The organism is Pseudomonas nitroreducens NBRC 12694 (assembly GCF_002091755.1).
GTDB lineage: Bacteria > Pseudomonadota > Gammaproteobacteria > Pseudomonadales > Pseudomonadaceae > Pseudomonas > Pseudomonas nitroreducens.
In genome coordinates this window covers 591,640-618,390 of record NZ_BDAI01000003.1, presented here as the reverse complement: position 1 = coordinate 618,390, position 26,751 = coordinate 591,640, and the positions used below count along the sequence as shown (strand labels likewise).

At 67.0% G+C, this 26,751-nt stretch carries 16 protein-coding genes; 8 read left to right on the top strand and 8 right to left on the bottom strand.

Features of this window, described 5'->3' with window-relative positions:
* Positions 1-243: 243 nt before the first annotated feature.
* The 5 genes from PNI01S_RS11935 (at position 244) to PNI01S_RS11915 (ending at position 6,286) form a co-directional block, all read left to right on the top strand.
* Entirely contained in the window at positions 244-789 is a 546-nt protein-coding gene (locus PNI01S_RS11935; RefSeq protein WP_024767542.1) for a fimbrial protein, read from the top strand.
* Positions 790-888: 99 nt separating this feature from the next.
* Entirely contained in the window at positions 889-1,632 is a 744-nt protein-coding gene (locus PNI01S_RS11930; protein ID WP_084358308.1) for a fimbrial biogenesis chaperone, read from the top strand.
* Positions 1,616-4,207 carry a fimbria/pilus outer membrane usher protein gene (locus PNI01S_RS11925; RefSeq protein WP_024767540.1) on the top strand — a complete coding sequence of 864 codons (2,592 nt, stop codon included), beginning with the start codon at positions 1,616-1,618 and terminating at the stop codon, positions 4,205-4,207. Before PNI01S_RS11930 ends, PNI01S_RS11925 begins: the two co-directional genes overlap by 17 nt.
* A complete protein-coding gene (locus tag PNI01S_RS11920; RefSeq protein ID WP_024767539.1) occupies positions 4,204-5,577 on the top strand; it encodes a fimbrial protein in 1,374 nt (457 codons plus the stop codon). Before PNI01S_RS11925 ends, PNI01S_RS11920 begins: the two co-directional genes overlap by 4 nt.
* Entirely contained in the window at positions 5,567-6,286 is a 720-nt protein-coding gene (locus PNI01S_RS11915; protein ID WP_084358307.1) for a fimbrial biogenesis chaperone, read from the top strand. Before PNI01S_RS11920 ends, PNI01S_RS11915 begins: the two co-directional genes overlap by 11 nt.
* Positions 6,287-6,496: 210 nt before the next feature.
* On the opposite strand, the gene PNI01S_RS11910 is transcribed toward PNI01S_RS11915, so the two are convergent.
* From PNI01S_RS11910 to PNI01S_RS11895, 4 genes are all read right to left on the bottom strand, one after another.
* On the bottom strand, positions 6,497-7,147 hold the full coding sequence (locus PNI01S_RS11910) for a response regulator (protein ID WP_024767537.1): 651 nt from the start codon (positions 7,145-7,147) through the stop codon (positions 6,497-6,499).
* 89 nt (positions 7,148-7,236) lie between these two features.
* The gene (locus PNI01S_RS11905; RefSeq protein WP_084358306.1) at positions 7,237-10,470 is read right to left on the bottom strand and encodes a hybrid sensor histidine kinase/response regulator; all 3,234 of its coding nucleotides are present in this window, start codon (positions 10,468-10,470) and stop codon (positions 7,237-7,239) included.
* 144 nt (positions 10,471-10,614) lie between these two features.
* On the bottom strand, positions 10,615-11,811 hold the full coding sequence (gene pvrR / locus PNI01S_RS11900; RefSeq protein WP_024767535.1) for a response regulator cyclic di-GMP phosphodiesterase PvrR: 1,197 nt from the start codon (positions 11,809-11,811) through the stop codon (positions 10,615-10,617).
* The gene (locus PNI01S_RS11895; RefSeq protein WP_084358305.1) at positions 11,790-14,636 is read right to left on the bottom strand and encodes an ATP-binding protein; all 2,847 of its coding nucleotides are present in this window, start codon (positions 14,634-14,636) and stop codon (positions 11,790-11,792) included. Before PNI01S_RS11895 ends, pvrR begins: the two co-directional genes overlap by 22 nt.
* 157 nt (positions 14,637-14,793) lie before the next feature.
* Between PNI01S_RS11895 and vapB the strand changes: the two genes are divergently transcribed.
* Both vapB and PNI01S_RS11885 read left to right on the top strand, forming a co-directional pair.
* The gene (gene vapB, locus PNI01S_RS11890; RefSeq protein ID WP_084358344.1) at positions 14,794-15,042 is read left to right on the top strand and encodes a type II toxin-antitoxin system VapB family antitoxin; all 249 of its coding nucleotides are present in this window, start codon (positions 14,794-14,796) and stop codon (positions 15,040-15,042) included.
* A gap of 4 nt (positions 15,043-15,046) precedes the next feature.
* A complete protein-coding gene (locus PNI01S_RS11885; protein ID WP_256576610.1) occupies positions 15,047-15,481 on the top strand; it encodes a type II toxin-antitoxin system VapC family toxin in 435 nt (144 codons plus the stop codon).
* Between the two features lie 37 nt (positions 15,482-15,518).
* Here the strand turns inward: PNI01S_RS11885 and recD are convergent, their stop codons facing one another.
* From recD to recC, 3 genes are read right to left on the bottom strand one after another with little or no spacing between them, the layout of a single operon-like run.
* Complete coding sequence (recD, locus tag PNI01S_RS11880; protein ID WP_084358303.1) at positions 15,519-17,561, bottom strand: exodeoxyribonuclease V subunit alpha; 2,043 nt, start codon at positions 17,559-17,561, stop codon at positions 15,519-15,521.
* The gene (gene recB, locus PNI01S_RS11875) at positions 17,558-21,232 is read right to left on the bottom strand and encodes an exodeoxyribonuclease V subunit beta (protein ID WP_084358302.1); all 3,675 of its coding nucleotides are present in this window, start codon (positions 21,230-21,232) and stop codon (positions 17,558-17,560) included. Before recB ends, recD begins: the two co-directional genes overlap by 4 nt.
* Positions 21,229-24,696 carry an exodeoxyribonuclease V subunit gamma gene (recC, locus tag PNI01S_RS11870; protein WP_084358301.1) on the bottom strand — a complete coding sequence of 1,156 codons (3,468 nt, stop codon included), beginning with the start codon at positions 24,694-24,696 and terminating at the stop codon, positions 21,229-21,231. The genes recB and recC overlap by 4 nt, the downstream gene beginning before the upstream one ends.
* A gap of 266 nt (positions 24,697-24,962) precedes the next feature.
* Here recC and ppk2 point away from each other — a divergent pair, with 266 nt between their 5' ends.
* Positions 24,963-25,781, top strand: a complete 819-nt coding sequence (gene ppk2, locus PNI01S_RS11865; RefSeq protein ID WP_024764120.1) for a polyphosphate kinase 2 — start codon at positions 24,963-24,965, stop codon at positions 25,779-25,781.
* Positions 25,782-25,852: 71 nt separating this feature from the next.
* Here the strand turns inward: ppk2 and PNI01S_RS11860 are convergent, their stop codons facing one another.
* Entirely contained in the window at positions 25,853-26,743 is an 891-nt protein-coding gene (locus tag PNI01S_RS11860) for a LysR substrate-binding domain-containing protein (RefSeq protein ID WP_024764119.1), read from the bottom strand.
* Positions 26,744-26,751: the final 8 nt, after the last annotated feature.

Genomic DNA, 26,751 nt, shown 5'->3' with positions numbered 1-26,751 from the left:
CGCTGGCTGTTACCCCATAGTCGAAGCGCGCAGGCGGGAATCGACAAGCGGGAAAAAGTTTTTTCGTGCGACAGGTGACCATGCTCCGCTGAACCTCACCCAAGCGCTCTGCCTCGGGCTTGAGCACCGCTCGTCAGGCAACGGACCCACGCCTGCTTGCGCTTTCAGATTCGTCTCAGAGCGTTTCTGACACCGCACAGGGAAGATTGACGCGGGAAAAACCTGACCATGGAGCTCAAGAGAATGAAACTTCACGCAACCGCCCTGGCTATCGCAGCGACCCTCGCTGTGCCGGGACTTGCCTTCGCCGCCAACACCATCAACTTCAGTGGTGAAGTGACCGACCAGACCTGCTCGGCCGTCGTCGATGGCAACACCGATCCCACCGTCATCCTCGACAGCGTGCCGGTCAGCGCCCTGAACGGTGCCGTCGGCCAGACCACCGGCGAGACCAGCTTCACCCTGCAACTGACCGGTTGCGCCGCCCCCAGCGGCGCCGACGAGCACTTCACCACCCTGTTCCAGGCCACCAACGCCACCGCCTCGGGCAACCTGACCAACACCGCTTCCAGCGGTGCGACCGGTGTAGCCCTGCAACTGCTCGACGGCCCGGCCGGCACTCCGGTGAACCTGGCGGGCGGCGCTGCCGTGGCAGCCGGTGACATCGTCCTGGCCGACGGTGAAACCAGCGCCAGCTACGACTATGCGGTGCAGTACATCTCCGAAGCGACCACTGTGACCCCTGGTCCGGTACTCGGCTCGGTGACCTACACCCTGCGCTACGAGTGATACCCCGCGGCACCGCCCCCCGGTGCCGCTTCCCCCCATTGCGCCGCGTCGTTCAGGGGTGACCGCCCGCGGAACGATCCGGCAAGACAGGTGAACCGGATGAACGCCCTCCCACTTCGCGCGGCGACGCTCGCCCTCGCCCTGCTGGCATCCTTCACCGCCACGCTCGCCCAGGCCAGCGTGGTGATCACCGGCACCCGTGTCATCTACCCCGGCGACGCTCGGGAAAAGACCGTGCAGATGACCAACAAGGATGGTTTCCCCAACGTCATCCAGGCCTGGATCGACGTCAACGATCCCGCCTCCACGCCGGACACTGCCAAGGCGCCATTCGTGGTGAACCCCTCGGTGTCGCGCCTGGCGCCCGGCAGCGGCCAGTCCCTGCGCATCCTCTACACCGGCTCCGGTCTGCCCCAGGACCGCGAATCGCTGTTCCACCTCAACGTGCTGCAGATTCCGCCGCGCAACGCCGCCAAGGCCGACCAGAACCAGATGCTGCTGATGCTGCGCAACCGCCTGAAACTGTTCTATCGCCCGGCGGGTATCGCCGGCAGCCCGGAGCAGTTGCCCGAGAAGCTGCGATTTTCGCTGGTGCAGAACGCTGGCAACTGGAGCGTGAAGGTCGAGAACCCCACCGGCTACCACGCCTCCTTCGGCGGCGCGACGCTCAGCGTCGGCGAGCGCCAATGGCCGCTGCAACCGAGCATGGTCGCTCCCATGGGCCAGGCCCAATGGCAGGCGCAGAAGCCCTCGGCATTGCCCGCCGGCCCTGCGCGACTGTCCGCCCTGCTGATCAACGATTACGGCGCAAGAGTGGAACTTCGCCATGATCTGCCGCGTTGACCTCGGCCTTGGACCGCGGCTGCCCTTCGCCCTCGGATCACTCGCCATGGTGGCCGCTGGCCTGGCCCAGGGCGATGCGGACTACCGCTTCGACGACAACCTGCTGATGGGCTCGGGCCTCGCCGGCGGCAGCCTCGAGCGCTTCAACCGCGCCGACCAGGTGGACCCCGGCACCTATCACGTCGATCTCTACCTCAATGGCCAGTACGCCACCCGTGCCGAAGTGGAAATGCGCCAGCGCGGCGAGCGGACCGAGCCCTGCTTCAGCGAACGCTTCCTGCGCCAGAGCCTGGGTACGCGTCCCGACCCGAAGGCCGGCAAGGACGACCAGGGCATCTGCCTCTGGCTCACCGAGCGCCTGCCCGACTCGACCTGGAACCTCGACACCGCGCGCCTGCGCCTGGACCTCTCGGTGCCCCAGGCGCTGCTCGACATCAAGCCGCGCGGCTACGTCAGCCCGGACGAGTGGGACGCCGGCAGCACCATGGGCTTCGTCAACTACGACGCCAACCTCTACCGTTCGAGCTTCGAAGGCTCCAGCAGCGGCGGCGATTCGGACTACGGCTACCTCGGCCTGAACGGCGGTGTGAACCTCGGCCTGTGGCGCCTGCGCCACCAGTCCAACTACACCTACTCCAGCTACGCGGGGAATACCCGCAGCGACTGGAACAGCATTCGCACCTACGCTCAGCGCGCGCTCCCCGGCCTGCGCAGCGAACTGACCCTGGGCGACAGCTACACCGAGGGCAATCTGTTTGGCAGCCTGGGCTACCGCGGCGTACGCGTGGCCACCGACGACCGCATGCTGCCCGACTCACAGCGCCAGTACGCGCCCCAGGTGCGCGGCACCGCGAACAGCAATGCGCGGGTGGTCATCAGCCAGAACGGCCGGAAGATCCACGAAACCACCGTGGCGCCGGGCCCCTTCGTCATCGACGACCTCTACGGCACCGCCTACGACGGTGATCTGGACGTCCAGGTGATCGAGGCCGACGGCAGCGTCTCGCGCTTCTCCGTGCCCTTCTCCGCCGTGCCAGAATCCATGCGCCCCGGCCTCTCGCGCTACAGCGCCACGGTCGGGCAGGCGCGCCAGTATGGCGACGGCAACGACCTGTTCGGCGACCTGACCTACCAGCGCGGCCTGACCAACGCCCTCACCGCCAACCTCGGCGCGCGCGTCGCCGAGGACTACCTGGCGCTGCTCGGCGGCGGCGTGCTGGCGACGCCCTACGGCGCCTTCGGCATGAACACCACCTTCTCCAGCGCCACCGTGGAGAACAACCAGCGCAAGCAGGGCTGGCGCGTCGGCCTGAACTACAGCCGGACCTTCCAGCCGACCCAGACCACCCTGACCCTGGCCGGCTACCGCTACTCCACCGAAGGCTACCGCGACCTCGGCGATGCCCTCTCGGCACGCGATGCCAGCGACCATGGCGACACCTGGGACTCGAGCAGCTACAAGCAGCGCAACCAGTTCACCCTGCTGGTCAACCAGGGCCTGGGGCAGTACGGCAACCTCTACCTGTCCGGCTCCACCGCCGACTACTACGACGGCAAGAGCCGCGACAGCCAGCTGCAGGTCGGCTACTCCAACACCTGGCGGCAGCTCAGCTACAACCTCTCCTATTCGCGCCAGCAGACCACCTGGTACCGCGACGTGAATGACGACTACGACCCGTCGCAGCCGCCGCAGTACAACCTGCAGCACGGCAGCAACCGCAACAACACCCTGACCCTGAGCGTATCGATGCCGCTGGGCTCCACCAGCCGCGCGCCGAACCTCAGCGCCATGGCCTCGCGGCGCTCCGGCGACACCAGCGGCAGCACCTACCAGACCGGCCTCAACGGCACCCTGGGCGAAGACCGTACGCTGAGCTATTCGCTCTCCGCCGGGCGCGACAGCGAAGGCCAGGGCACCGACTTCAACGGCAGCCTGCAGCAGCAGACCTCGGTCGCCACGCTCAACGTCGGTTATGCCGAAAGCGCCAGCTACCGCCAGGTCAACGGCGGTATGCGCGGCGCGGCGGTGCTGCATAGCGGCGGCCTGACCCTGGGCCCCTACGTCGGCGATACCTTCGCCCTGGTGGAAGCCAAGGGCGCCAACGGTGCCGGTGTGCGCGGCGGCCAGGGCGCACGGGTCGACAGCAACGGCTACGCCGTGGTGCCCTCGCTCTCGCCCTATCGCTACAACCCCATCAGCCTCGACCCGCAAGGCATCGACGAGAACGCCGAGCTGGTGGAGACCGAACGCAAGATCGCGCCCTACGCCGGCGCTGCCGTGCGCGTCGAGTTCAAGACCCTGACCGGCCACCCGCTGCTGATCCAGGCCAGGCTGCCCGATGGCCAGCCGCTGCCGCTGGGCGCCGACGTGCTCGACGGCAATGGCGTGAACATCGGCATGGTCGGCCAGGGCGGGCAGGTTTATGCCCGTGCCGAAGGCGAACAGGGCCGGCTGCGCGTGCAATGGGGCGAGCGGGCGGAAGACAGCTGCTTGCTCCCGTACGACTTGAAGGGCGCCAACCTCGACCAGGTGCTGGTGCGCCTGCAGGCAACCTGCCTACCGGAGGCTTCATGAATCCCATCCTGCGCAGCCTGCCGCTGCTCGCCCTGCTGCTTGCGCCAACGGCCTGGGCCACCTGCTACAAGGTCACCAGCGTGGGCACAGCCACTACCACGCTGACCTACCAGATCCGCCCAGGCGAAGGCGTCGCCGGTGCCTGGCCGGGCGACGGCGCCTGCGATACCTGCAATGGCTCCCTCGGCCTGCCCAGCGTGATCAACGTCAGCGATGCCAGCTTCCAGCCCGACGGCACCCTGATCGCCAGCGCCGTGTCACCCATCACCCAGTACGGCAACTCCGCCGGCTACGACGCCGAGCGCGTGTTTTTCCGCTGCGCACCGGGAGACGCGGTCTACGAGATGTTCTCCACCAATGCCGACGACCTCTACAGCGGTTGGTACCAGGGCGGCGACAGCGTGGGCAACTCCATCGGCCTGCAATCCGCCTACCGCACCGCGTGGCCCAATGTGCTGCTGCGCCTGACCCACGTGGAAACCGGCCAGTACTTCACCGATGTCTGGCGCGAGCGTCAGCTCAGCGGGCTGGACATCGACTCGCGCGGTTTCCAGCTGGTCAAGGCGAAGAACCTCAGTGCAGTGCGCGCCGAACTCTTCAGGGCACCGCTGGAGACCACCCAGGGTTATTCGCCGAATACGAAATCGCAGCTGTATGGCCGCACCCAGCCCGCCGGCTACATCGCCATCAAGGGGCCGGGTCTGAACTACCCCAACGTCGGCCAGACCCACTACGCCAACTACAGCGGCTGGCATTACAACTGGCCGGGGGCCATCGGCCTGTACGGTGACGTGACACTCAAGCGCTACCCGACCTGCGCCGTCACCAATGTCACGCCGCACGTGGTGTTTCCATCGATCTCCATCGGCGAGATCAATGCCGGAGCCAACCGCGAAATGCCCTTCCAGGTCGACTTCAAATGCCAGAGCGGCGTGCTCAGCAGCACCACCCCCAGCACCAGCCAATCGGGCACCAGTGGCACCGCGCTGGGCATCAAGGTCTCCGCCGGCGCGCTGGCCGCCTCCTCCGGGCTCGGGTTGGTCAATGCCAGCGGCGGACTGTCCTATCTGGTTTCCGACCGCTACGGCGAACCGGGCATGGCCCAGGGCGTCGGCATCCGCCTGCTGCGCAACGGCAGCGCGATGAACCTGCTGGCCAGCGAGGATTCCGCCAACGGCAGCAACGCCGAAGCGCGTGGCTGGTACCCGGTAATCGGCAACGCCTCGAACAAGACCGGCGAAGTGGGCGGCATCTCCCAGTACAGCGAGACGTTCCGCGCCCGCCTGGAAAAGCTCAGCCTCGGCAGCAAGCCCACCGTCACCCCTGGCCGCGTGGAGGCCACCGCGCAGGTGGTGATCCGTGTCCAGTAGCTGGCTGCGCGCCGCCCTGCTCGGCCTGGCGATAGTGGCAGGGACCAGTGCCCATGCCGGCGTCACCGCCGAACGCACGCGGGTCATCTTCGAGCAAGGCAAGCGCGAGACCTCGCTGGCACTGGTGAACCAGAACAGCTACCCGGTCATCGTGCAGACCTGGATCGACGACGGCGACCTCGACAGTGCACCGCAGACCGCCCAGGCGCCGATCATGCCGCTGCCGCCGGTGTTCCGCCTGAACCCCGGCCAGCAGCGCAGCCTGCGCCTGCTCCATACCGGGGAAAAACTCCCCACTGACCGCGAATCGCTGTACTGGCTCAACCTCTACGAGATTCCACCGCAGTCCAACGAGCCCCTGGCCGAAGGGCAGTCGCGCCTGACCGTCACGCTGCGCACCCAGATGAAGGTCATCTCCCGGCCGCACTCGCTGGCGAAAGACGCTAAAGAGGCTCCGCGCCAGCTGGTTTTCCGGCGGGCCGGCAATTCCGTGCAGGTGGAAAATCCCACCGCCTACTTCATCACCCTCGCCGGCGCCGAAGTACGCCAGGGCAACACAGGTTCACTGCTGCCGGCCGAACTGCTCCCGCCATTTTCGCAGCGCATGTTGACGCCCGCGCAGGGCTTGCCGGCGAACGCTGGAGAGGTGCGTTACCTGTGGATCGACGATGGCGGGAACAGCCAGCAGGGCGAGGCCGAGCTGCGCTGAGAGAGAGGCACCCGTCCGTGCCAGCTGACGCCATCGTTTGTTTCTGCACCGAACAGTCCCCTCTCCCGCTTGCGGGAGAGGGTTAGGGTGAGGGGCTCTTGATCTGGCAGGTGCGGAGCCTCAGGAAGAGGACAGTTGGCCTACCATGGACTTCAGCATCGGGGCAGTTCGCGAGCAAGCTCGCTCCTACAGGCGCATCCTGGGCCCGGCTTACTGGAACAGATTGGCCATCACGCAGAACGTCAGCAGTGCCTGGTCGGTGTCCACGTCCAGCTTGCGCATGGCGGAGATCTTCTGCGCGCTCACGGTCTTCACGCTGCGGTTGAGGAGCAGGGCGATATCGCGCACGCTCATCCCCGATACGAAATGGCGCAGCACCTCGTACTCCTTCACCGACAGGCTGGCGATGCGTCCCTCCACGTCGTCCCCGCTGGCCATCACGCTGTTCGAGGACTGCATGCCCGGCCCACGATAGATGCGGTCCTGGGTTAACGCCTTGAGCGCCACCAGGATCTCGTTGAGGTCACCGTTCTTCAGGATCACCCCCGAGACCCCCAGGTCGTAGAGGCTGGAGAGGATCAGCGGGTTGGACAGCATGGTGAGAATCAGGATGCGCGTGTCGGGGAAGTTGCGCAGCAGGTACTCGATCAGCTTGATCCCGTCGCCATAGGTCTGGTCGCCCGGCATGTTGTAGTCGGTGATGACGATGGCCGGGCGCTGCTCGCGGTACAGGGCCACCAGCTCGCTGGAGTTGTGCGCCTCGCCGATCACCTCGAAGCGATCGTCCCTCTCGATCACCTCGCGAACGCCCATCAGGACGATGGGATGGTCGTCCGCTAGTGCCACTCTGACTTTTTCCATGAGTTTCTTGAGTCCCAACGTTTGCGATCGTCGGTCGGCCACAGGGCACGACCACTATTCCAGAGTAGCCCCGGTTTCCGGACAGGCTCTCAGAGGCTGGCCAGGGCCGCCTCGATTCGTCCCAACAGTATGGTCACCGCCGCGGACAGTTCCGGCCCGGCGGGCTGCGCAATCAGCGCCTCCTCCACCGCACCGCAGGCATCACTGAGACCATGGGCCTGGACCACAGCCAGCGCGCCGCGCAGGCGGTGCACCTGCTGACGGACGGTGGCCAGGTCACCGGCCTGCAAGGCATCGGTTACGCCCTGCATATCCTGGCGCATGGTACGCAGGAACAGGTCGTGCATCTTTTCCGAGACCTGAATGCGGTCCTGTGCCGGCGCCACGGGCGTCTCTTGGCTTTCCGGCGGTTCGACCGCAGCATGGCCGCAAACCTTGAGCAGCCCGTCATGCAGCGTACGCAGGCTCATCGGCTTGACCAGCCAGGCATTCATGCCCACCGCCATGCAGCGCTCGCCCTCCTCGCGCAGGGCGTTGGCAGTGACGCCGATGATCGGCAGCCAGCTATCTTGCCGGCGCAGTTCCCCCACCAGTTCATAGCCATTCATCACCGGCATGTTCACATCGGTCAGCAGCGCATCAAAGGCGCCCGGCGCCCAGCGCTGCAAGGCCTCGCGGCCGTTGCTGGTGAGCGTGACGCGGCACCCCAGCTCTTCCAGCTGTTCCTTGAGCAGCGCCTGGTTGATCGGGTTGTCCTCGGCCACCAGTACCCGCAGGCCCAGCTTGCCCAGCCGGGCAACGCGCGGCGTCTGTCGGACCTCGCCATCCCCTCCCTGTTGCGCCAGGCGCAAGGCCTGGGCAATGCCGGCGAGGTGATAGAGACTGACCTCCCAGCCCTGCGCCGAGGCCTGTGGCTGCGCACCGGCCTCGGTCAGTGCGCAGACCCGCGCCCCGTTCCATAGAGGCTCATCTTCGGCACTCAGCAGGTCCAGCAGCACCGCGCCGGGCGGAACGGCCGGCGGCAGTTCGTCCTGAACCAGCGCCGAGCCTCCCCAGCACTCGATCCACGCCGCCAGACTCTGTGCCAGCTCCTTCACCGGTGCCCGCACGTAGATCGGTTGCGGCAACAGGGATGAGCCATCGACCAGCGGTTGCACGCGCTCCAGAATCGGCAGTGCGAGGGTGAAGGTGAAGCTGCTGCCCAGCCCGGTTTCGCTCACCACGCGCAGTTGGCCGCCCATCAACTGGCTGAGCCGCGCGCAGATCGACAGCCCCAGGCCGGTGCCGCTGACAGTGTGCTCATGGCCATGGGCCTGGTAGAAGGGCTCGAACAGACGCTGCTGCTGGGCGTCGGACATGCCGATGCCGGTATCCGTCACCTGCCACTGCAGGCTTGTTTCGCCAGCCTCACCGATGACGGTACGCAAGCGCAGCACCACACGGCCGATGTCGGTGAACTTCAGCGCATTGCTCAGCAGGTTGGCGAGAATCTGCCGGATGCGCACCGCATCGCCGCGCACCAGCCCCGGGACGTTCGCATCGATGCAGGCGTAGAGCTGCAACTGCTTGCCCTCGGCCACTCCAGCGTACCCGGCGACCACTTCCTCGGCCAGCTCCAGCGGGTTGAACTCCACTGCCTCCAGCGCCATCTGTCCGGCCTCGATCTTGGACACGTCGAGGATGTCGCTGATCAACTGCAAGAGGGTCGAGGACGAGCGCTGGATGGTGGCAAGGTAGTCGCGCTGCTGGTGAGTCAACTCGGTCAGCCCGAGCAGTTCCAGCGTGCCCAGCACGCCGTACAGCGGCGTGCGGATTTCATGGCTCATGGTGGCGAGGAACACCGATTTCGCCTCGCTGGCGGCATCCGCCGAGAGCTTGGCATCGGCCAGCATCTGCTGTGCCTGCTTGTGCGCGCTTATGTCGTTGAACGCGCAGAGCACCACGTTCTCGCCGCGATAGCGGGTCGGTGCGAAACTGGCATGCAATGCGCGCCCTTCCACCTCGAAGACCACTTCGCCGCTCATCTCGCCGCTGCGATCATCCAGGTCCCACTCCCGGCTGACGCGGGTAATGGCCTCGGCATCGCCCAGCCAGAGCTTGGCCAGCCGGTTCTGCATCACCACCTCGTGGCTGCCGTGGCGCAGCACGCACAGCGCCACCGGCGCGGTCTGGATCACCGCGCGGCTGAAAGCGTCGCTCTCGACGATTTCCAGGTGCGCGCGGCGCGCCGGCCTGATCACCCGTCGCGAATACCAGCGGATGGCAAACCAGCCGCCGGCCAGGCTGCCGAGAACCAGCAGCAGGCCGCCAAGGAACTGCCACTTGGCGTAGCGGAAGAAACTGGCGTAGCTCAGGCGATAGAGTGCGGTCCAGCCGCCGTCTGCACCGCTGTGCACCTTGAACACCATGCCCCCGGCACTCAGGTTCAAGCCCTCGTCGTAATCCCCCGCCGAGCCCACAGAGTCGATCAATACCCGCCCATTGGGCGAAATCAGCTCCAGTTGGTCGAACACCGGACGGTCGAGAATCTGCTCGAAGTCGTTGATCCGCTCCAGGTCGAGCAGGGACACCGCCACCACCTGGCGATCCAGGTCCGAATCCCACCAGAGCTTGTCCGGCAGATCGACGCTGACGAACCCGAGCAGCTCACGCCCTGGCCCGCCGGTGTAGGACTCCGCCTGGGCCCAGTGCACTTGCGTGTCGCCGCGCTCCGGCTGGCGGATTTCCAGGCGATGGCGTACCTGGTCGACCACCGTCAGGTAGCTGCGCCGGGTCAGCGGGCGCTGGCCGCGGAAGTTGCCGATGGACGGCACCGCCAGGCTGGTCGGTCCGCGCAGATCGATCACCAGCACCTGCGGAGACGGGAATACCGACGTGCTCCAGTAGCTGCTGTAGAAGTTCGCCAGCATCACACCGAAGGAGAACGGCCCCGGCTTTTCCTGCGGGCCGATGTGGCGCACCTGCTGCGCCAGGGTGAAGGGCATGGCGAAAGAGAATTCGCGTCCCTCATGGATTTCCATGCCCCTCTCTCGGACCAGCATGCGGCGCTGCAGAGGGATGACGTTCAGGTCTTCGCGCTGGGTCGACTCATCGCTCTGCTGGGCGATGCGCGCCAGGAAAGCCTCGTGTTCATGGATATCACCCACCAGGCGGGTGAAATGGAAGTGCACCTTGTCACGCTCTTCCTGCACGACCCGGCCAAGCGCCCAGTAACAGGCGCCCACCAGCATCAGGGCGAGGGAAACGGCACAAAGCAGCACGACATTCAGGCGCAGCGAGGAGCTGGCCAGTTTACGAATCGAGCCGTGGTCATGTTCCTTCATGCAAAGCGTCCGGTATCGCGGAAAGTGGCGGCGGAGGGCCCGCCGGATACCAGCAGACTGTAGATGTGAGTACGGGATAAGGCGACCCGACAGCGCTCGGAAGGCCGACGATCGTTCTTGCATCTGCGATGTATCTGCCGTGGATCAATGAGCCATGGCGGAGCGCTCCTGGAGCAACTGACGGGTGAATACCGCCGGCGGCACTGCCTCTGAGAACAGGAAGCCCTGGGCGCAATCACAACGCAGCCGGCGCAGCAGCGCCAGTTCGTCGGGGTGTTCGACGCCCTCTGCGATCACCTCCAGCCCCAACTGCCGCCCGAGCTTGACGATGCTTTCCAGCGCCGCTGCCAGTCCGTCGTCATCCAGGCAACCATGGACCAGCGCGCGGTCGATCTTCAGCTCCGTGAACGGCGTCGAGACCAGATTGTACAGCGAGCTGTAGCCCTGGCCGAAATCATCCTGCGCCAGGCCGAAACCCTTCATGCGCAAGCGGCAGGTGCCGGCGTAGTAGTTGGCCGGGGTCGCCGTGCTGCTGCACTCGAGCAGCTCGAAGACGATGTGTGCCGGTACCCCGCCACGGGCGGCAACGAAGGCGGCAAGGCGATCGGGCAGCTCGGGATCGTCCAGCAGATGAGTGGGCAGATTCACCGCCACCGAGAGGTGAAAACCCTGCCGGCCCCAGTCGGCCTGCGCCTGCAACGCCTGTTCGAGCACCGTCCAGAGTAACGGCTCGTCGAGCCCCGCTGCGGTCAGTGCAGCCATGAAGCTGCCCGGCTGCAACACGCCATGGAGCGGATGCTCCCAGCGCACCAGCGCTTCCGCCGCGACGATGCGGCCATCGATCAATGAGGCCTTGGGCTGGAACCAGGCGCAGAACTGCCGTTGTGCCAGGGCCTGCTCCAGCTCGCCGCGGGTCGGCGCAGCGATCACCGGCGCACGGTGTTGCTCCGCGCGCACCTGCCGCGAGACGAGCTTCTCCAGCAGCCGGCGAATCACCGGCGCGCGGGCCGGCTTGGCGATCTGCTCGAGCACGGTGATGCCGTGGGCGCGGGCGACCATGCAGGCACTGCCCATCAGCGAGCGCGACGCCGAGCTCATGATCGCCAGCAGCGGGGGATGTCTCAGCGCAGCGAGCCGCTGGATCAGTTGCACGCCATCAAGACCGGGCATCATCAGGTCGCTGACCACCAGATCGAAGCCCTCCTGCTCCAGCCAGCGCAGCGCCTCGGCGCCATCCTCGGCAGCGCGCAGCTCCACGACGCCCTGCTCGCGGAACAGGTTGAGCAGGTACTCGCGCTGGAAGGGTTGGTCTTCGACGATCAGGATTCGCTGATGTCGCATGGCGGCACCTCCGCGGGCAGGCTGGTGAGGCATTGGCGCAAGGTGCGCAGGTCCACCGGCTTGAGCAGGCAGAGGTTCATGCCAGCGGCGAGGCAACGTTCGTTCTCCTCGTGCATGGCGTTGGCAGTGGCGCCGATGATCGGCCCGCGATAGCCGCGCTGACGCAGCGCCCGGGCCAGCTCGTAACCATTGAGATGGGGCATGTTGACGTCGGTGAGCACCACATCGAAGGCATCCGGCTGCCAGCGCGTGAGCGCCTGCCGGCCGTCGACGGCGAGTTCCACCGTACAGCCGAGGGTTTCCAACTGATCACGCAGGATCAGTTGGTTGATCGGGTTGTCCTCCACCAGCAGCACGCGCAGGCCCAGGCCGATATCCGGCAGGGCTTCAGCCAGGCGCGCGGCCTCGCCGCCCAGGCAGCCCTGCGCCACCGCCAGGGCCCGGCGCAGCCCTTCGAAGTTGTAGCGGCCGACATGCCAGTCGCAGCCTTCCTGGCGCGGCTGCTCGCCGCCCAGGTCGGTCACCAGCACCCGGCAGCCCCGCCAGGTGGGCAGCGGCTTGCGGTCATGGGGATTGAAGCGCAGGTCCACCAGTACGCTGGAGGCTTCTTCCTCGACCGGCTGGTCGCAGGCCACCACCTGGGCCCGCGCGCCCCAGCGGGCAATCCAGCCGCAGAGGCTTTCGGCCAGCTCGCGGGTCGGCGCATGCACCCACACCATCGAGTTGTGCAGCCGGGGCTCGCTGAAAAGCTGCCGGTCAACGCATTGCAGGGGCAGGCTGAGGGAAAAGCTGCTGCCCAGCCCGACGTCGCTGACGACCCGCAATTGCCCACCCATCAATTCGGTAAGCCGCTTGCAGATCGACAGGCCCAGGCCGGTACCACCGGCCACGCGGGCGTTGCCGGACACCTGGTAGAAGGCGTCGAAGAGGTGCGTCTGCTGGTCCTCCGGGATGCCGATGCCGGTATCGGCCACTTGCCAGTGCAGCGTGTCATGCCACCCCTCGCCCGGCTCCGAACGCACACGCAGGACGATGCGCCCGCTGTCGGTGAACTTCACCGCGTTGCTCAGCAGGTTGTTGAGGATCTGGCGGATGCGCGTCGCGTCGCCCAGCATTCTTTCGGGCATCTGCGGGTCGCAGCAGGCATAGATCTGCAGGCCCTTGGCGCGGGCGGCGGCGGCGTAGGACTGGACGCTGTCGAGGGTCAGTTCCAGCGGCGAGAACTCCACCGGTTCCAGGCCCAGCTGGCCGACTTCGATCTTCGAGACATCGAGCACATCGCTGATCAGTTGCAGCAAGGTCGAAGACGAGCGCTGGATGGCACGCAGGTAGCCGGACTGCTGGTGGTCCAGCGCCGTACGGCCGAGCAGTTCCAGGGTGCCGAGCACGCCGTAGAGCGGTGTGCGGATTTCGTGGCTCATGGTCGCCAGGAACAGCGTCTTGGCTTCGTTGGCAGTGTCGGACAGGTGCTTGGCTTCGGCCAGCGCAGCTTCGGTCTGCTTGCGCGCACTGATGTCGCTGAAGGCACAGCACAGCACCTCCTCGCCTTTGTAGCGAGTCTGCGTATAGCTCAGGTAAAGATGCCGTCCGGTGTGGGTTTCCACCTCCTCCGAACCGCCTTCCTCGCCACTGTTGAACCCCCGTTCCAGCCAGCCGTGACTCCAGTAACGGCGCTCATCCCCAGTGCCCAGCCACTGCTGGGCGAGGCGATTCTCCAGCACGACCTCGGCATCGTTGCGGCGCAGCACGCAGAGCGCGACAGGGGCGGTCTGGATCATCGCGCGGGAGAAGCTTTCGTTCTCCACCAGGGCATTGAGACGGTGCTGCGCCGGGCCGATCAGGCGACGGTTGATGCGCCGGCACATGGCCCAGATCAGCACCGAGCAGCCCAGCAGGAAAGCCAGCGAGCCGAACAGGCGCGGCCAGAGCGGCACCAGCAGGTCGGAGAGGTTGAAGTAGTAGATCAGCGACCAGTCGGAACTGCCCAGGTGCTTGAGCAGCGCCAGATGGCTGGGAATCAGCCCGGGCCCGCTGAAGGCGAAGTTGTCTCCGACCCAGAGGTCGCTGAACTGCAGGCCGAGCTGCGGCGCCACGGCGCTACCGAGGATCGCCCGGTGATCGCGGTCCAGCAGCAGGAAGCGTCCGGCCTCGGGAACACCGAGCGCGGCGGCGAGATCGGCACCGAACAGTTCCAGCCCCAGCCAGCCGTTGTCGCTTTCGCTGGTCACGCGGGTGAACAGGTACTGCCGGGACTGCGGGTCGGTCGGATCGGCGAGCCAACGCACCTGCTGTTCCTCCTTCGGAGTACCGGGCTGGCCCAGCGCTTCCAGAACCGAAGGCGGCACCACGGCATTGAGCGCAGGCGCGCCGTACAGGCGCGTGACGGCCCGCTCCGGGCCTGGCGAGACATAGATCAGGTTCAGCCGCTTGGCTTCCATCTCCGACAGATCGCGGCCGGACAGTGCCAGGCTCCAGTCAGAGCGCGGTTCGCCCAGCGTAACGAACACCTGCTCGTGAGGTGCCACCGGCACGTTCAGCTGGCGCCACTGGACCATGGGCTCGCGAGCCTTCCAGGTCACGCCCCGGCTGATGTGCTCCAGCAGCGACTCGCGCTGACCGAGGTAGTCCTGGGCCTCGTACATGGCTGCATTCATCTGCCGGCGCAGCTGCGAGACCTCGGTATTGAAGCTCGCCGCGAGGAACAGGCTGAGGGTGAAGAACAGGCAGGCGATCACCACCCAGGCCAGCAGACGAAGGAGCTTTCGGGCCGCCTTCGGGGTGGAAAAGGACGAATCCTGAGGACGAAGGAACTGCTTGAGTTTCATGGCCGCCAGCCTGGCGAAAAGCGGGCCACACGAACATCAGACAAATCTAAAAAGTGTGGAAACGCGGCTTGGCACCCAACCTTTCGGATTCAGGCATATGCCTGACATATGCCAAGCCATGAGCAACCGTTCAATGCTCTCTGATCTGGAGGCGCCCATGCCCACGACGACCGTTTCCTTGTTCCGCAACGGCAAGAATCAGGCAGTCCGAATCCCTCGGGATATGGAATTCAAGGGAGTGACGGAACTGGTGATGACTCGCGAAGGCGATACGCTCATCCTGCGCCCGTCGCGGCCCACCTGGAGCAGCCTCGCCGAGCTGGAACCTGTCGATGCCGATTTTCTGGGAGATCGGCCCGACGTGATTGCCCCCGGCCGGTTGGGCTTCGGCGATGACGAGGGTTGACCCGGTGGCCACGCCCGTCACCTATATGCTGGATACCAACATCTGCTCCTTCATCATGCGCCAGAACCCACCCCAGGTTTTGCAGCGTCTGCAAAAGGCCGCGGAGTCCGGCAACAGGCTGGTGATTTCGGCTATCACTCATGCGGAGCTTCGTTACGGCGCAGCGTCACCGAAAGCCCCGAAGGCGTTGGCAGCATGGATCGACGCATTGGTGCAACGCCTGGACGATGTGCTGCCCTGGGATATCGACGCGGTGGATAGCTCCGCGAAGCTCATGAGGCTCCTGCTCGACTCAGGAACGCCCATTGGGCCGAACGATACGGGCATTGCCGGCCATGCCTTGGCAACCGATTGCGTCATCGTGACCAACAACACCCGCGAATTTCGGCGAGTACCGGGGCTTGTCGTCGAAGACTGGTGCAACAGCGAACCGGCCTGACGGTACACCAGCCCAGTCCCCGGCACGCTTCATCCGGTCAAATGCCACTCAGTAACCCACTCGCCCGCTGTACTCGCCGCTCCGTGGCCGCCTCCAGCACCTGCCAGCCGCGCCCGGCGCTGGCCAGGGTGAACCATTGACGCGCGCGGGTAATGCCGGTGTAGACCAGCTCGCGGGTGAGGATGGGGTTGAGGCTGTCGGGCAGCAGCAGCGCGGCGTGGGTGAACTCCGAGCCCTGGGACTTGTGCACCGTCATGGCAAACACCGTTTCCACCGCCTGCAGGCGGCTCGGCAGGATCCAGCGGATGGCGTCGGTGCCATCGCCCGCCGGGAAAGCCACGCGCGCGACCCAGCGCACCGAACCATCGTCAGCCGTCTGCGGCAACGCCAGGGTGATGCCGATATCGCCATTCATCAGGCCCAGGCCGTAGTCGTTGCGGGTGACCAGCACCGGGCGGCCGGCGAACCAGCCGTTCGCCATGGGAATCAACCCTTCGCGTTGCAGCAGCTCGCCGATCAGCGTGTTCAATCCTTCCACGCCCCAGGGTCCGCGACGCAATGCGCAGAGCAGTTGGAACTGGCCGTGGGCTCCGAGCACCTGCCTTGCCCAGGCATCCAGTGCGTCCTGAGTGGCGTTGTCCGCCGGGCGCGAGCCGCTGACCACGCGCAGGTAGTGGGCGTAGCCGACCGGGCCGAAAAGGTCACCGCCTCGCCCGCCGTCGATCACCAGATCGCGCAGGCTGCGGGTTTCCTGGGCATCCACGGCGATACGGGCGAGGTCTTCGTGCTGCGCTTTCCACACCTGGCGCAACGCCGGGATATCGCCGGCATTGACCGCTTCGGCCAACTGGCCGATGCCACTGTCGGCGCTGAAGCGATGACTGTGACGGAGCATGGCCACGGCCTGGTCGAGGTCGCTGCCGGCGCTGTCGATCAGCACGTCGTCGATGGCGTCGCCGGTCACGGCTTGCAGCCAGTCGCGGGTGGCCGGGCGGTAATGGCCCTCACGGGCGCGGCTGCACAACTCGCCCAGCACCGCACCGGCTTCCACCGAGGCCAACTGGTCCTTGTCGCCCAGCAGGATCAATCGCGCGCGCGGCGGCAGAGCGGCAAGCAGCGAGGCCATCATTTCCAGGTCGACCATCGACGCTTCGTCCACCACCAGCAGCTCCAGCGCCAGCGGGTTGCCGGCGTGGTGGCGGAACTGGCGGCTGTCCGGGCGGCTGCCGAGCAGGCGATGCAGCGTGGTGACTTCGGTGGGGATCGCCTCACGCGCTGCTTCGCCATTGGCCAGGCCGGAGAGGTCGAGGCGCTGCACGGCGCCAGCGATGGATTCGTTCAGGCGCGCAGCGGCCTTGCCGGTGGGCGCGGCGAGGCGAATGCGCAGCGCTCTTCCGCCCTCCCCCAGCGCCAGGCTTTGCAGCAGGGCGAGCAGCTTCACCACGGTGGTCGTCTTGCCGGTGCCGGGGCCGCCGGTGACGATACCGAAGGCGTTGCCGGCAACCAGTGCGCAGGCGAGTTTCTGCCAGTCCGCCCCCTGGCTCGTCTGAACATTGCCGGGCTTCTTCGGGAACAACGCATCCAGCGCCCGGCGCAGCTGGGCGGCGGGCAAGGCGGCCCGCAGCGCCTCACCCTGCTTCAGGCGCTGGTCGATGCCGGCGCGCACTTCCCGTTCGTACTGCCAGTAGCGGCGCAGATACAAGCGGCGCCCGGACAACACCAGCGGCGTCTCGCCCGGCCCGTCACCGACCAGGCGCGGATCGTTCAGCACGGCACGCCAGGCGTCGAGATCGAAACCATCGAGCAGCACACCGGGCAGCTCCGGCGCGTCCTTGGCGGAGTCGCCTTCGGGCGGTAGTGACAGGGCGAAGCGGCTGTCGGCCAGGGTCGCATCCAGGTCGAGGCAGACGTGCCCACGGCCGAGCTGGTGGCTGGCCAGGGCGGCGGCGAGAATCAGCAGCGGGTGGGCATCCGGCGCGCGCTCGACGAGGAAGGTCGCGAAGGCACGGTCCAGCTCGCGCAGCCAGCCGCGCTCAGCCCAGCGGCCGATCAGTTCGCGCATTTCAGTGGAGCTCTTCATGCCGGCACCTCCGCGCGGAACAGGCGGTCCAGCTCGTCCATCAGTACCTTCGGCGGGCGTTCCAGGTACATGCCCTGGGTCGCCGAGGAACTGCCGCGCAGGAACAGGTACATCGCGCCTCCGATGTGGCGGTCATAGTCGTAGTCGGGCAGGCGCGCCTGCAGCAGCCGGTGCAGGGCGAACAGGTAGAGCGCGTACTGCAGGTCGTAACGGTGCTCCAGCAAGGCTTCGCGCAACGCCTCCTGCGTGTAGGCCTCATCGTCGGCGCCCAGCCAGTTGGATTTGTAGTCGGCCACGTAGTAGCGGCCTTCGTGTTCGAACACCAGGTCGATGAAGCCCTTGAGCATGCCGTTGAGCAGGTTCGCCTGCAGCGTCGGCCGCGCCACGCCGCCCAGGGTATGGCGGATCACGGCGGCATCCAGGCGCTGGCTGTCGACGTTGCGGGTGGCGAACCAGAACTCCATTTCCTTCTGGAACGTCACCAGGCCGGCGAGGCTGACCGGCGTCGCATCGGGCACGCGGAAAGCCGTGCGCAGGTATTGCCCGAGCCAGCCGGTGAGCGGTCCGATCCACTCCTCCCAGCCGCGCAGGGCGCAGCGCCGGGCGATCTGGTCACGCAGCTGTTCTTCATCGACGTCGAAGTTTTCGTCGGCGGCCCATTCCAGCAGGCCATGGAGGAAGCTGCCGGGGTTCGCGCCGCGGGGGAAGGCGTGCAGGCTGAAAGGTGCCGGGACGACTTCCACCTCGCGCAGGTCTTCCAGGCTGCTTTCGCGCAACAGGTCTTCACTGGCGCTGATCGGCTCATCGGCAGCCGGCGCGGGGGCGATGTCGCTGTCGTCCTCGCTGGCCAGCGTCGCCAGGGCGGAGTAGCTGGCGATCCACCATTTCTCCGCCACCCGGCGGCGCGGCTCACGGGCAGCGCCCAGCTCACCGGCCTGTGCACCGACGAAGAGCTCGGTGCCGATCTCGGGCGCCGGCTCCAGGGCGATCTCCAGCGCTCCTGCCTGCAACTCGCCCAGGCGCGTGGTCACCTCCTCGACGCTCAGCGCGTTGCCGCCACCGAGCAGGTAACCCATGGCGCCCTTGTGCAGCTCCGGGCTCTTGCTGTTGCTCATCACCAGCGGCGCCATGCCCAGCCACACGGCGTGACGTGCGCGGGTCAGTGCCACGTAGAGCAGGCGCATGTCCTCGCTCAGGCGCTCGTCGTTGGCCTGCTGGAAGGCCGCCTTGGCCTGCTCCTTGTCGCGGGACAACTCGACGACCCGCGATTCGCCGGACTGGAAGCTCGGCGGCGTGCCGCTCTTGCCGTCCAGCTCGCGCCAGGTGCAGATGAAGGGCAGCAGCACCAGCGGGTATTCCAGGCCCTTGGACTTGTGGATGGTCACCACCTTGATCAGGTCGGCGTCGCTTTCCAGGCGCAGGATTTCTTCGCTCGTCGGGCTCTCCAGCTGTTCGGCGAGCACCCGCAGCAGCGCATGTTCACCGTCCACTTCCACGGCCTCGCGCTGCAGCCATTCGGCCAGGTGCAGCAGGTTGGTCAGGCTGCGCTCGCCATCGGTCTCGCGCAGCAGTCGCGCCGGCAGGGCGAAGTCGGCGAGCAGGCGGCGCAGCATCGGCAGCACGCCCTGCTGTTGCCAGAGCAGGCGATAGTCACGGAAGCGCAGCACCATGGCTTCCCAGAAGCGCTCGTCCTGGTTCAGCCGCTCCAGGGTCGCCCAGTCCAGCGCCAGGCTGCGGGTGGCCAGGGCGATGCGCAGGGCGCCATCGTCGCCGGGGTCAGCGCAGGCGCGCAGCCAGTGCAGCAGGTCGACGGCCTCGGGGCTGTCGAACACCGAGTCACGGTCGGACAGGTAGACGCTGGCGAGCCGGCGCCTGGCCAGTTCGCCGCGGATGGCCTCGGCCTCGCTGCGGCCGCGCACGAGGATGGCGATGTCCGCCGGGCGCAGCGCGCGCCATTGCCCCTCGGCATCGCGGAAGCCGCTCTGTGCGGAGCTCAGCCAGCGCTGGATGGCGCTGGCGCTGCGCGCGGCCATCTCCTGGCGATACAGCGTGGAGCCACAGACCTGGCCGTCGTTGTCCAACTGCCAGAAGGTCATGGCCGATGCTTCGGCGCCTTCGAGCAACAGCGTCTCGTCACGCCCGCGCGCGCCGACTTCGAGGAAGGGCACGGGGTTCTCCTGCCCTTCCACCGCGAAGCGGAACGCCGCGCGCGGATGACTTTCGGCGAAGAGGAAACAGCGGTTGGCTGCATTGACCATCGCCAACGTGGAGCGATAGTTGGTGCCCAGCGTGTAGTGGCGCCCGGCGGTGGCGGCGCGGGCGCGCAGATAGGTGTGGATGTCGGCGCCACGGAAGGCATAGATCGCCTGTTTGGGGTCGCCGATCATGAACAGACCGAGGCTCCGAGGGTTCTCGGCGATGCGGTAGACGCGCTCGAAGATGCGGTACTGCAGCGGGTCGGTGTCCTGGAATTCGTCGATCAGCGCCACCGGGAACTGCTCGCGGATACGCTCGGCCAGGCGCTCGCCGCCACTGCCGGCGAGGGCACGGTCGAGGCGAACCAGCAGGTCGTCGAAGCCCAGCTCGGCGCGTTTCTGCTTTTCCGCTTCGAGGTTCTGCCGTACTTCATTCAGCGCATGCAGCAGCAGTTGCGGGGCGATCTCCGGGCGTTGCTCGGCGCGCTCGACCCAGGCGTCGATGGCCAGCAACGCAGGGTGTTCCGGCACCAAGGCCTTGGCCTTCACCTTGATCCGCGTCTGGCCGAACTTGGCCAGATTGTCCGGCGCATCGGCGCCCTCGCTCCAGGCATCGAGCGCTTCGATCCAGCCGGCAAAGACGCTGTCGTCATCCTTGCCGCGATAACTGTTGCCGTTGAGGTCGCCACGCAGGTTGCGCAGCAGCTCGGCGACGCCGGCGCGGTCCGCCGCCCAGGTTTCGCGGGCGCGTGTCTCGGCGGCATCGAGTTCGTCGTAGAACTGACCGGTGGTCTCCAGCAGCTCGCTGAGGGAGGCCGGGGCGGTCAGCGGTTGATCGGCATAGCGGAACCCGGCTTCCTGCGCCGCCAGCAGCGGTTGCAGGGCGCGGGCCAGCGCTTCGGGGCCGGCGTAGCAATGGCGTACGGCGTTGGCCGCCGCCACATCCAGCGGGTAGAAGTTGCGCCGCCAGTAGTCACGCACCGCTTCGGCGAGCAGTTCGCTCTGGTCGGCAGCGAGGTCCTGGGTGAACAGGCTGCCGCTGTCGAAGGCGTGCTCGCGCAGCATGCGGTAGCACCAGCTGTGGATGGTCGAGACAGCAGCCTCATCCATCCATTCGGCAGCCAGGCGCAGCAGGCGTGCGCAGCCGGGCCAGCGCTCGGGCGCATAGCTGTCGCGCAGCTTCACCAGCAGGCCGTCGTGCTTCTGCTCGGGCTCGGCGAAGCAGCGCGCGGCCTCGCCCAGGCGCGCGCGGATGCGTTCGCGCAATTCCTGGGTCGCGGCTTCGGTGAAGGTCACCACAAGGATTTCCGGTGGGCTCAATGGTCGGCCAAAGGCAGCCTGTTCGCCACCATGGTCGAGGACCAGGCGCACGTAGAGCAGCGCAATGGTGAAGGTCTTGCCGGTGCCGGCGCTGGCCTCGATCAGCCGGCTGCCATGCAGCGGGAATTCGAGAGGGTTGAGCTCGACTGCACTCATGCTTGCGCCTCCTTGCGCTGCAGAATCGCGAACAGCGGCCCGTACAAGGCTTCGGCCCAGGCGGCGAATTCCTCGCTCGCATTGAGCGTGGCGAAATCCGGGTAGACCCGCGCCAGCGCTGCCGACGAAGCAGCCTCGCCACTCAGGTTGAAGCCGCCGTCATAGCGTTTGGCGGCTTCGCGGGCGGCACGTTCCTCATCTTCTCCGGCGGCCAGCCAGGCGAAGGCGGCCTTGCACGCCACCGGCAGCGGGCGGCTCATGCCCTGGAACCAGGCGTCCAGCAACGCGTCCAGTTCGGCGCGCGCTTCCTGTGCCAGCAGTGGTGGAAATTCCAGGGTGCCGGTCAGGCCGACCAGCACGCTGGTCACCGGCTCGCCGCACAGCTGCAGCGCGAGATGGCGCACCCAGGGACGCACCAGCCCGTGCCATTTGTAGCCTTTGCCCTCGTGCAGCTTGCCGCTGACCAGTTGCAGGCTGGCGAGCTGGCCATCGGCGTTGCGGCGCAGGCCACCGAGCCAGTCGGCCAGTTCGATGCCGGCATGCTCGTGGTTGAGCTCGCGCTGTTCCTCTTCCACCTGCGACCAGTGCTCCAGCTGTTCGCGGTAGCGGGCCAGCAGGTCATGCAGCGGCGCCACCAGCGCCTGGGCGGAAAAGTCGCCGAAGGCCGCCAGCGGCAGCCGTCCTTCGCGGCGCAGGCGTTCGACCTGGCCGTTAAGTTGCGCGGCCAGTTGATCGGCCTGCCAGTGCTGCTCGACCCACGGGCGCAGGCGCTCGCAGAGTTCGAATTGCAGCTGCCAGACGTCCAGCCCGTTCAGCTCGAAGGGCTCTTCGTCCTGGCCGGTCAGTTGCTCCTCGGCAAAGCGCACCTTGAGGCGCTGCAGGAAGAAGGCGCCGACCGGGTTGGCGAGGAAATCGGCAAGCACACGCAGGCCGATGGGCGCATCCAGCGCGAGCGGCGGCAGCGGCGCTGCATCGGTTTCGCCGTGGTGTTCGCGGTGCACGTCACGCCACTCGCGGGCGTAGGTGTAGAGGCCATCGACACCGTGCGCGGATGGCGCATCGAAATAGGCGCGGCTGAAAGGCTGCAGTGGATGCTCCAGGGTCAGGCCGTGCAGCAGGTCGCCGCCGTCGGCGTTGTGCCAGCCCGCGGCGAGGTGGTCGCGCAACTGGCCGACCAGCACCGACGGCGGCCGTTCGCTGTTGTCACGGATGCTTCGGCCGACCCAGCTGACGTAGAGCTGGCGGCGTGCCGAGAGCAGCGCTTCGAGCAGCAGGTAACGGTCGTCCTCGCGGCGCGAGCGGTCGCCGGGGCGGTAGTCGTTGCGCATCAGGTCGAAATCCAGCGGCGACTGCGGGCGCGGGTAGTCGCCGTCGTTCATGCCGAGCAGGCAGACCAGTTGGAAGGGAATCGCGCGCATCGGCATCAGGGTGCAGAAGCTCACCGCGCCGGCGAGGAAGCGCTGGTTCAGGCCGCCTGCGTCCAGGCCACCGAGCCAGGCCTCGCGCACCACCGAAAGCGGCAGCGGATCGTTGAAGCCGGCGTGGCCGCAGGTTTCCAGCCAGCCCTCCAGCAGTTGCAGGAGTTGCTGGCGCAGCAGCTCATCGTGGTCATCGGTGACCTGGAAGAAGTCTTCCAGCAGGGTGCGCAGGCGCTGTACCCAGATAGTGGGGGCCGCTTCCTCGGCGAGCAGCTCGCAGGCCTTTTCCAGCGCGCCGAGCAACCCGGCCAAGGGACCGAGCGCGGCGGCGTCGAGCCCGCCGATTTCCGCATAGGGCTGGATGCCCTGGAAGGCCTCGCCCTCGCCCACCGCAAAGCCCAGCAGCATGCGCCGCAGGCCGAAGCGCCAGCTGTTGGCCTCGGCGGCGGAGGGCAGGCCAAGGCGTTCGCGCTGCTGGCCGTCGAGGCCCCAGCGCACCCCGGCGCCGTCGATCCAGCGGCGCAGCAGCGGCAGGTCGGCGTCGGCCAGGCCGAAGCGCGCGCGCACGGCGGCGACGTCCAGCAGGTCGAGGATTTCACTCACGGCAAAGCGGCTGTCGGGCAGCCGCAGCAGATGTTCCAACGCCACCAGCAGCGGCTCGCGGCCGCGCTGGCCCTGGTCGGCCAGGGTGTAGGGGATGAAGCGCCTGTCGTCGCGCGGCAACTGGCCGAACACCGCTTCGATGTGCGGTGCGTAGGGGTTGATGTCCGGGACCATGACGATCACGTCGCGCGGGCACAATGTCGGATCGGCGTCGAAGCGGGCGAGCAGCTGGTCGTGGAGGATTTCCACTTCGCGCTGGGCGCTGTGGGCGACGTGGAAGCGCACCGAGTCGTCGGCCTGCGGGTCGACCGCCGGCCAGTGCTCGCGGGTCTCGTTGATCGGCCGCAGTTCGAGGATGTCGTCCTGCAACTGGCCGAGCAGGTTCGTCGGTTCGACCTCGCTGAACAGGTCGATACGCCCATTGCTCACCGCGCCCAGGCGCGCGCGGTAGGTTTCCGGGTCGTCGTACTGGTCGAGCAGGTTGATGTAGTCGCGCCCCTGCTTGCCCCAGGCGGCCAGCAACGGCTGGGCGTACTGGTGCTGCTGGTCGTCGGAGAGCAGTTCCGGGGTGCCGGCGCGGCGGCGCTGGCGGCGGTATTCGTGGCGCAGCAGGTCCTTGTCGGCGACGATATCGGCCCAGTGGTGGCGGCAGGGGTTGTGCACGCAGAGCAGTACCTGGGCGTGGCGCGCCAGCACGGCAAGCGCCTCGACGGTCTGCGCGGGCATCGCGGAGATACCGAACACCACCACGCGGCGCGGCAATCCCGGCAGCGGGTTCTCGGCGGACTTGAGCTTCTGGATGAAGCGGCCATGCACGCCGGCACGGCTGGTGGCCAGGCCCTCGGCGCCGACGTCGTCGAGCAGCGCGCGCCACAGGGCGGCCTGCCAGCGGTTGTCAGCGTCCAGTTCCTTCACGGTGCCGTTGGCCAGGCGCAGCTGGTCGACGCCGCGGCTCCAGTCCTCCAGCCAGTCGGCGCGGTACACCTGGTACTGGTCGAACAGGTCGGCCAGGCGCTCGGCCAACTGGTGGCGCTTGCGCAGGTCGGCATCGTCGGCGAGAAAGCGCTGCAGGGTGGCGAACTCGCCCTGCTCCAGCAGGGTCGGCAGCAGGCGCATCAGGCGCCAGGTCAGCGGGCCCTTGTCGAGTACCGAGACTTCGGGGATTTCGTCGCGGCCCAGCGCACCGCGATAGGCGCGCCAGAGGAACTGCGCCGGCAGTTGCACGTCGAGCGCGGCGGTGACGCCACAACCGCCCTCCTCCACGTCACGCCCCAGCGCCAGCTTCAGCCACTGGGCGATGCCGTTGCTCTGCACCAGGATGACTTCGTTCTCCAACGGCGCCAGCGGATGCAGGCTCATCCACTGCACCAGCAGGTCGCGCAGCGCTTCCGGATGGTTGCCGTGGATCACCATCAGGCCGGGGGTCAGTCGCTGCTCGCTCATCGGATCTCCTGGGTCGGGCGGGCACTTCGCATACGCCGCATGGGATGAGCGGCATTTGACCAAAAAGTCCGGCTGCGAGCAGCCTTTTTCCCATTCCTGCCGGCGGAATCTCCGCCGCATGGAAAGAGCCGACGCGGAACCTGACAAAGGCCTGCAGGCTCTCGGCAACCTCCCACATTTACGAAACTGACTGCATGACAGCCCGTCCGTGCGGCCAGCGGCTATGCTCATCCCACGGCCGTTCCAGGCCCGCCATGGAGGAAAAAATGGGCAAGAAGAGCAAAGCGAAGAACCCGGCTCCCGAACAGGCCGGGAAGATGAAGAACAAGGATTACGAAGAGCACCTGCGCAAGCTGTCGGTGGAGCTGGTCAAGCTGCAGCAATGGGTGGTGCAGAAGGGCCTGAAGGTCTGCATCATCTTCGAGGGCCGCGATGGCGCCGGCAAAGGCGGCACCATCAAGGCGCTCACCGAGCGCGTCAGCCCGCGGGTGTTCCGCGTGGTGGCGCTGCCCACGCCCACCGAAAGGGAGAAATCCCAGCTCTACGCCCAGCGCTACATCCGCCACCTGCCGTCGGCCGGTGAAGTGGTGATCTTCGACCGCAGCTGGTACAACCGCGCCGGCGTCGAGCGGGTGATGGGCTTCTGCACTGAAGAACAGGCGGACAAGTTCCTGGCTGTGACCCCGCTGTTCGAGCGCATGCTCACCGAGTCGGGGATCATCCTGCTGAAGTTCTGGCTGGAGGTCAGCCCCGAGGAGCAGGAGCGCCGCCTCAAGGACCGCATCACCGACGGTCGCAAGATCTGGAAGCTCTCGCCCATGGACGTGAAGTCGTTCACCCGCTGGGACGAATACACCCGCGCCCGCGACCTGATGTTCGCCGCCACCGACTCGCCCTGGGCGCCCTGGATCGTGGCCCCTTCCGAGGACAAGAAGCGCGTGCGCCTGAACGTCATCAGCCACGTCCTCAAGCACGTGCCGTACAAGGAAATCCCGCGTGAGGAAGTGAAGCTGCCCAAGCGCGGCAAGATCGGCAAGTACAAGAGCCCCGACTATCCGATCCACTACATCGAAGAGAAATTCTGAGGCCAACCGGAGTCGGCACACGCCGGCCCGGGATCACCTGTCCACGGAAGCTGCAGTTGCTCGGGAGCGGTTCACGCAATGCTTTGGAGATAGGCCTCCACTTCGCCGGAAAGCCACCCGGCGAATGCCGCCACCTTGGCCCGGGCCGCGTCGCGTTCGGGCCACACCAGCCAGTAGGGAAAGCCGTAGGGCACGCGCAGATCGCTCAGCGCCACCAGTTCGCCACTTTCCAGCGCAGCGGCCACCAGGCTGCGACGCTCGAGGCCGATGCCCTGGCCCATGCGTACCGCCTCGATGCTCAGGTTGGAATCGTTCACCACGAACTCCGCAGGCTGCTGGGGCACTGTCACTCCCGCCGCCTGGCACCAGCCCAGCCAGGACTCGAACCCCGTGACGCGCGGGCAACGAAGAATCGCTTCCGGCGTTGTCGGCAGGTGCCCTCCGTTGAAGTCCGGCGAAGCGACGAGCACCACTTCGTCCTCGAACAGGCGCTGCCGTGCCAGCCCCTCCCAGTGTCCCTGGCCGATGCGAATGGCCACATCGGCCAATCCCTGGCGCAGGTCCATCACTTCCAGACTGGCCAGCAGGCGCAGGCGGTACTGTGGATAAGCCGCACGGAATCCGGGCAAACGTGGCAACAGCCATTTCTGGCCGAAGGACGGCGTGAGCGCCACCACCAGTTCGTCCTCCCCCGGGCGGGCCTTCGCCAGACGAGTGGCCTCGGCGATATCGCGCAGCGCGCCGCGAATCTGCAGGGCATACAGACGGCCCTCCTCGCTCAACCGCAACCCCCGGCCTTCGCGCTGCAGCAGGGTGATGCCCAACAGGCCCTCCAGTTGACGCACCTGCTGGCTGATGGCCGAGTGGGTGACGTGCAGCTCACCGGCGGCGAGGGTCACGCTGCCAAGCCTGGCGACGGCTTCGAAGCTGCGCAGGGCGGAAAGCGGTGGAAATGCGCTCATGTAAGTTT

What these genes read in the sequence shown, in the direction of transcription:
- PNI01S_RS11920 (WP_024767539.1), top strand. Translation starts at nt 4,204, where the DNA reads ATGAATCCCATCCTGCGCAGCCTGCCGCTGCTCGCCCTGCTGCTTGCG.
- recB (WP_084358302.1), bottom strand. Translation starts at nt 21,232, where the DNA reads ATGAGTGCAGTCGAGCTCAACCCTCTCGAATTCCCGCTGCATGGCAGC.
- PNI01S_RS11935 (WP_024767542.1), top strand. Translation starts at nt 244, where the DNA reads ATGAAACTTCACGCAACCGCCCTGGCTATCGCAGCGACCCTCGCTGTG.
- recC (WP_084358301.1), bottom strand. Translation starts at nt 24,696, where the DNA reads ATGAGCGAGCAGCGACTGACCCCCGGCCTGATGGTGATCCACGGCAAC.
- vapB (WP_084358344.1), top strand. Translation starts at nt 14,794, where the DNA reads ATGCCCACGACGACCGTTTCCTTGTTCCGCAACGGCAAGAATCAGGCA.
- PNI01S_RS11860 (WP_024764119.1), bottom strand. Translation starts at nt 26,743, where the DNA reads ATGAGCGCATTTCCACCGCTTTCCGCCCTGCGCAGCTTCGAAGCCGTC.
- recD (WP_084358303.1), bottom strand. Translation starts at nt 17,561, where the DNA reads ATGAAGAGCTCCACTGAAATGCGCGAACTGATCGGCCGCTGGGCTGAG.
- ppk2 (WP_024764120.1), top strand. Translation starts at nt 24,963, where the DNA reads ATGGGCAAGAAGAGCAAAGCGAAGAACCCGGCTCCCGAACAGGCCGGG.
- PNI01S_RS11925 (WP_024767540.1), top strand. Translation starts at nt 1,616, where the DNA reads ATGATCTGCCGCGTTGACCTCGGCCTTGGACCGCGGCTGCCCTTCGCC.
- PNI01S_RS11905 (WP_084358306.1), bottom strand. Translation starts at nt 10,470, where the DNA reads ATGAAGGAACATGACCACGGCTCGATTCGTAAACTGGCCAGCTCCTCG.
- pvrR (WP_024767535.1), bottom strand. Translation starts at nt 11,811, where the DNA reads ATGCGACATCAGCGAATCCTGATCGTCGAAGACCAACCCTTCCAGCGC.
- PNI01S_RS11930 (WP_084358308.1), top strand. Translation starts at nt 889, where the DNA reads ATGAACGCCCTCCCACTTCGCGCGGCGACGCTCGCCCTCGCCCTGCTG.
- PNI01S_RS11895 (WP_084358305.1), bottom strand. Translation starts at nt 14,636, where the DNA reads ATGAAACTCAAGCAGTTCCTTCGTCCTCAGGATTCGTCCTTTTCCACC.
- PNI01S_RS11910 (WP_024767537.1), bottom strand. Translation starts at nt 7,147, where the DNA reads ATGGAAAAAGTCAGAGTGGCACTAGCGGACGACCATCCCATCGTCCTG.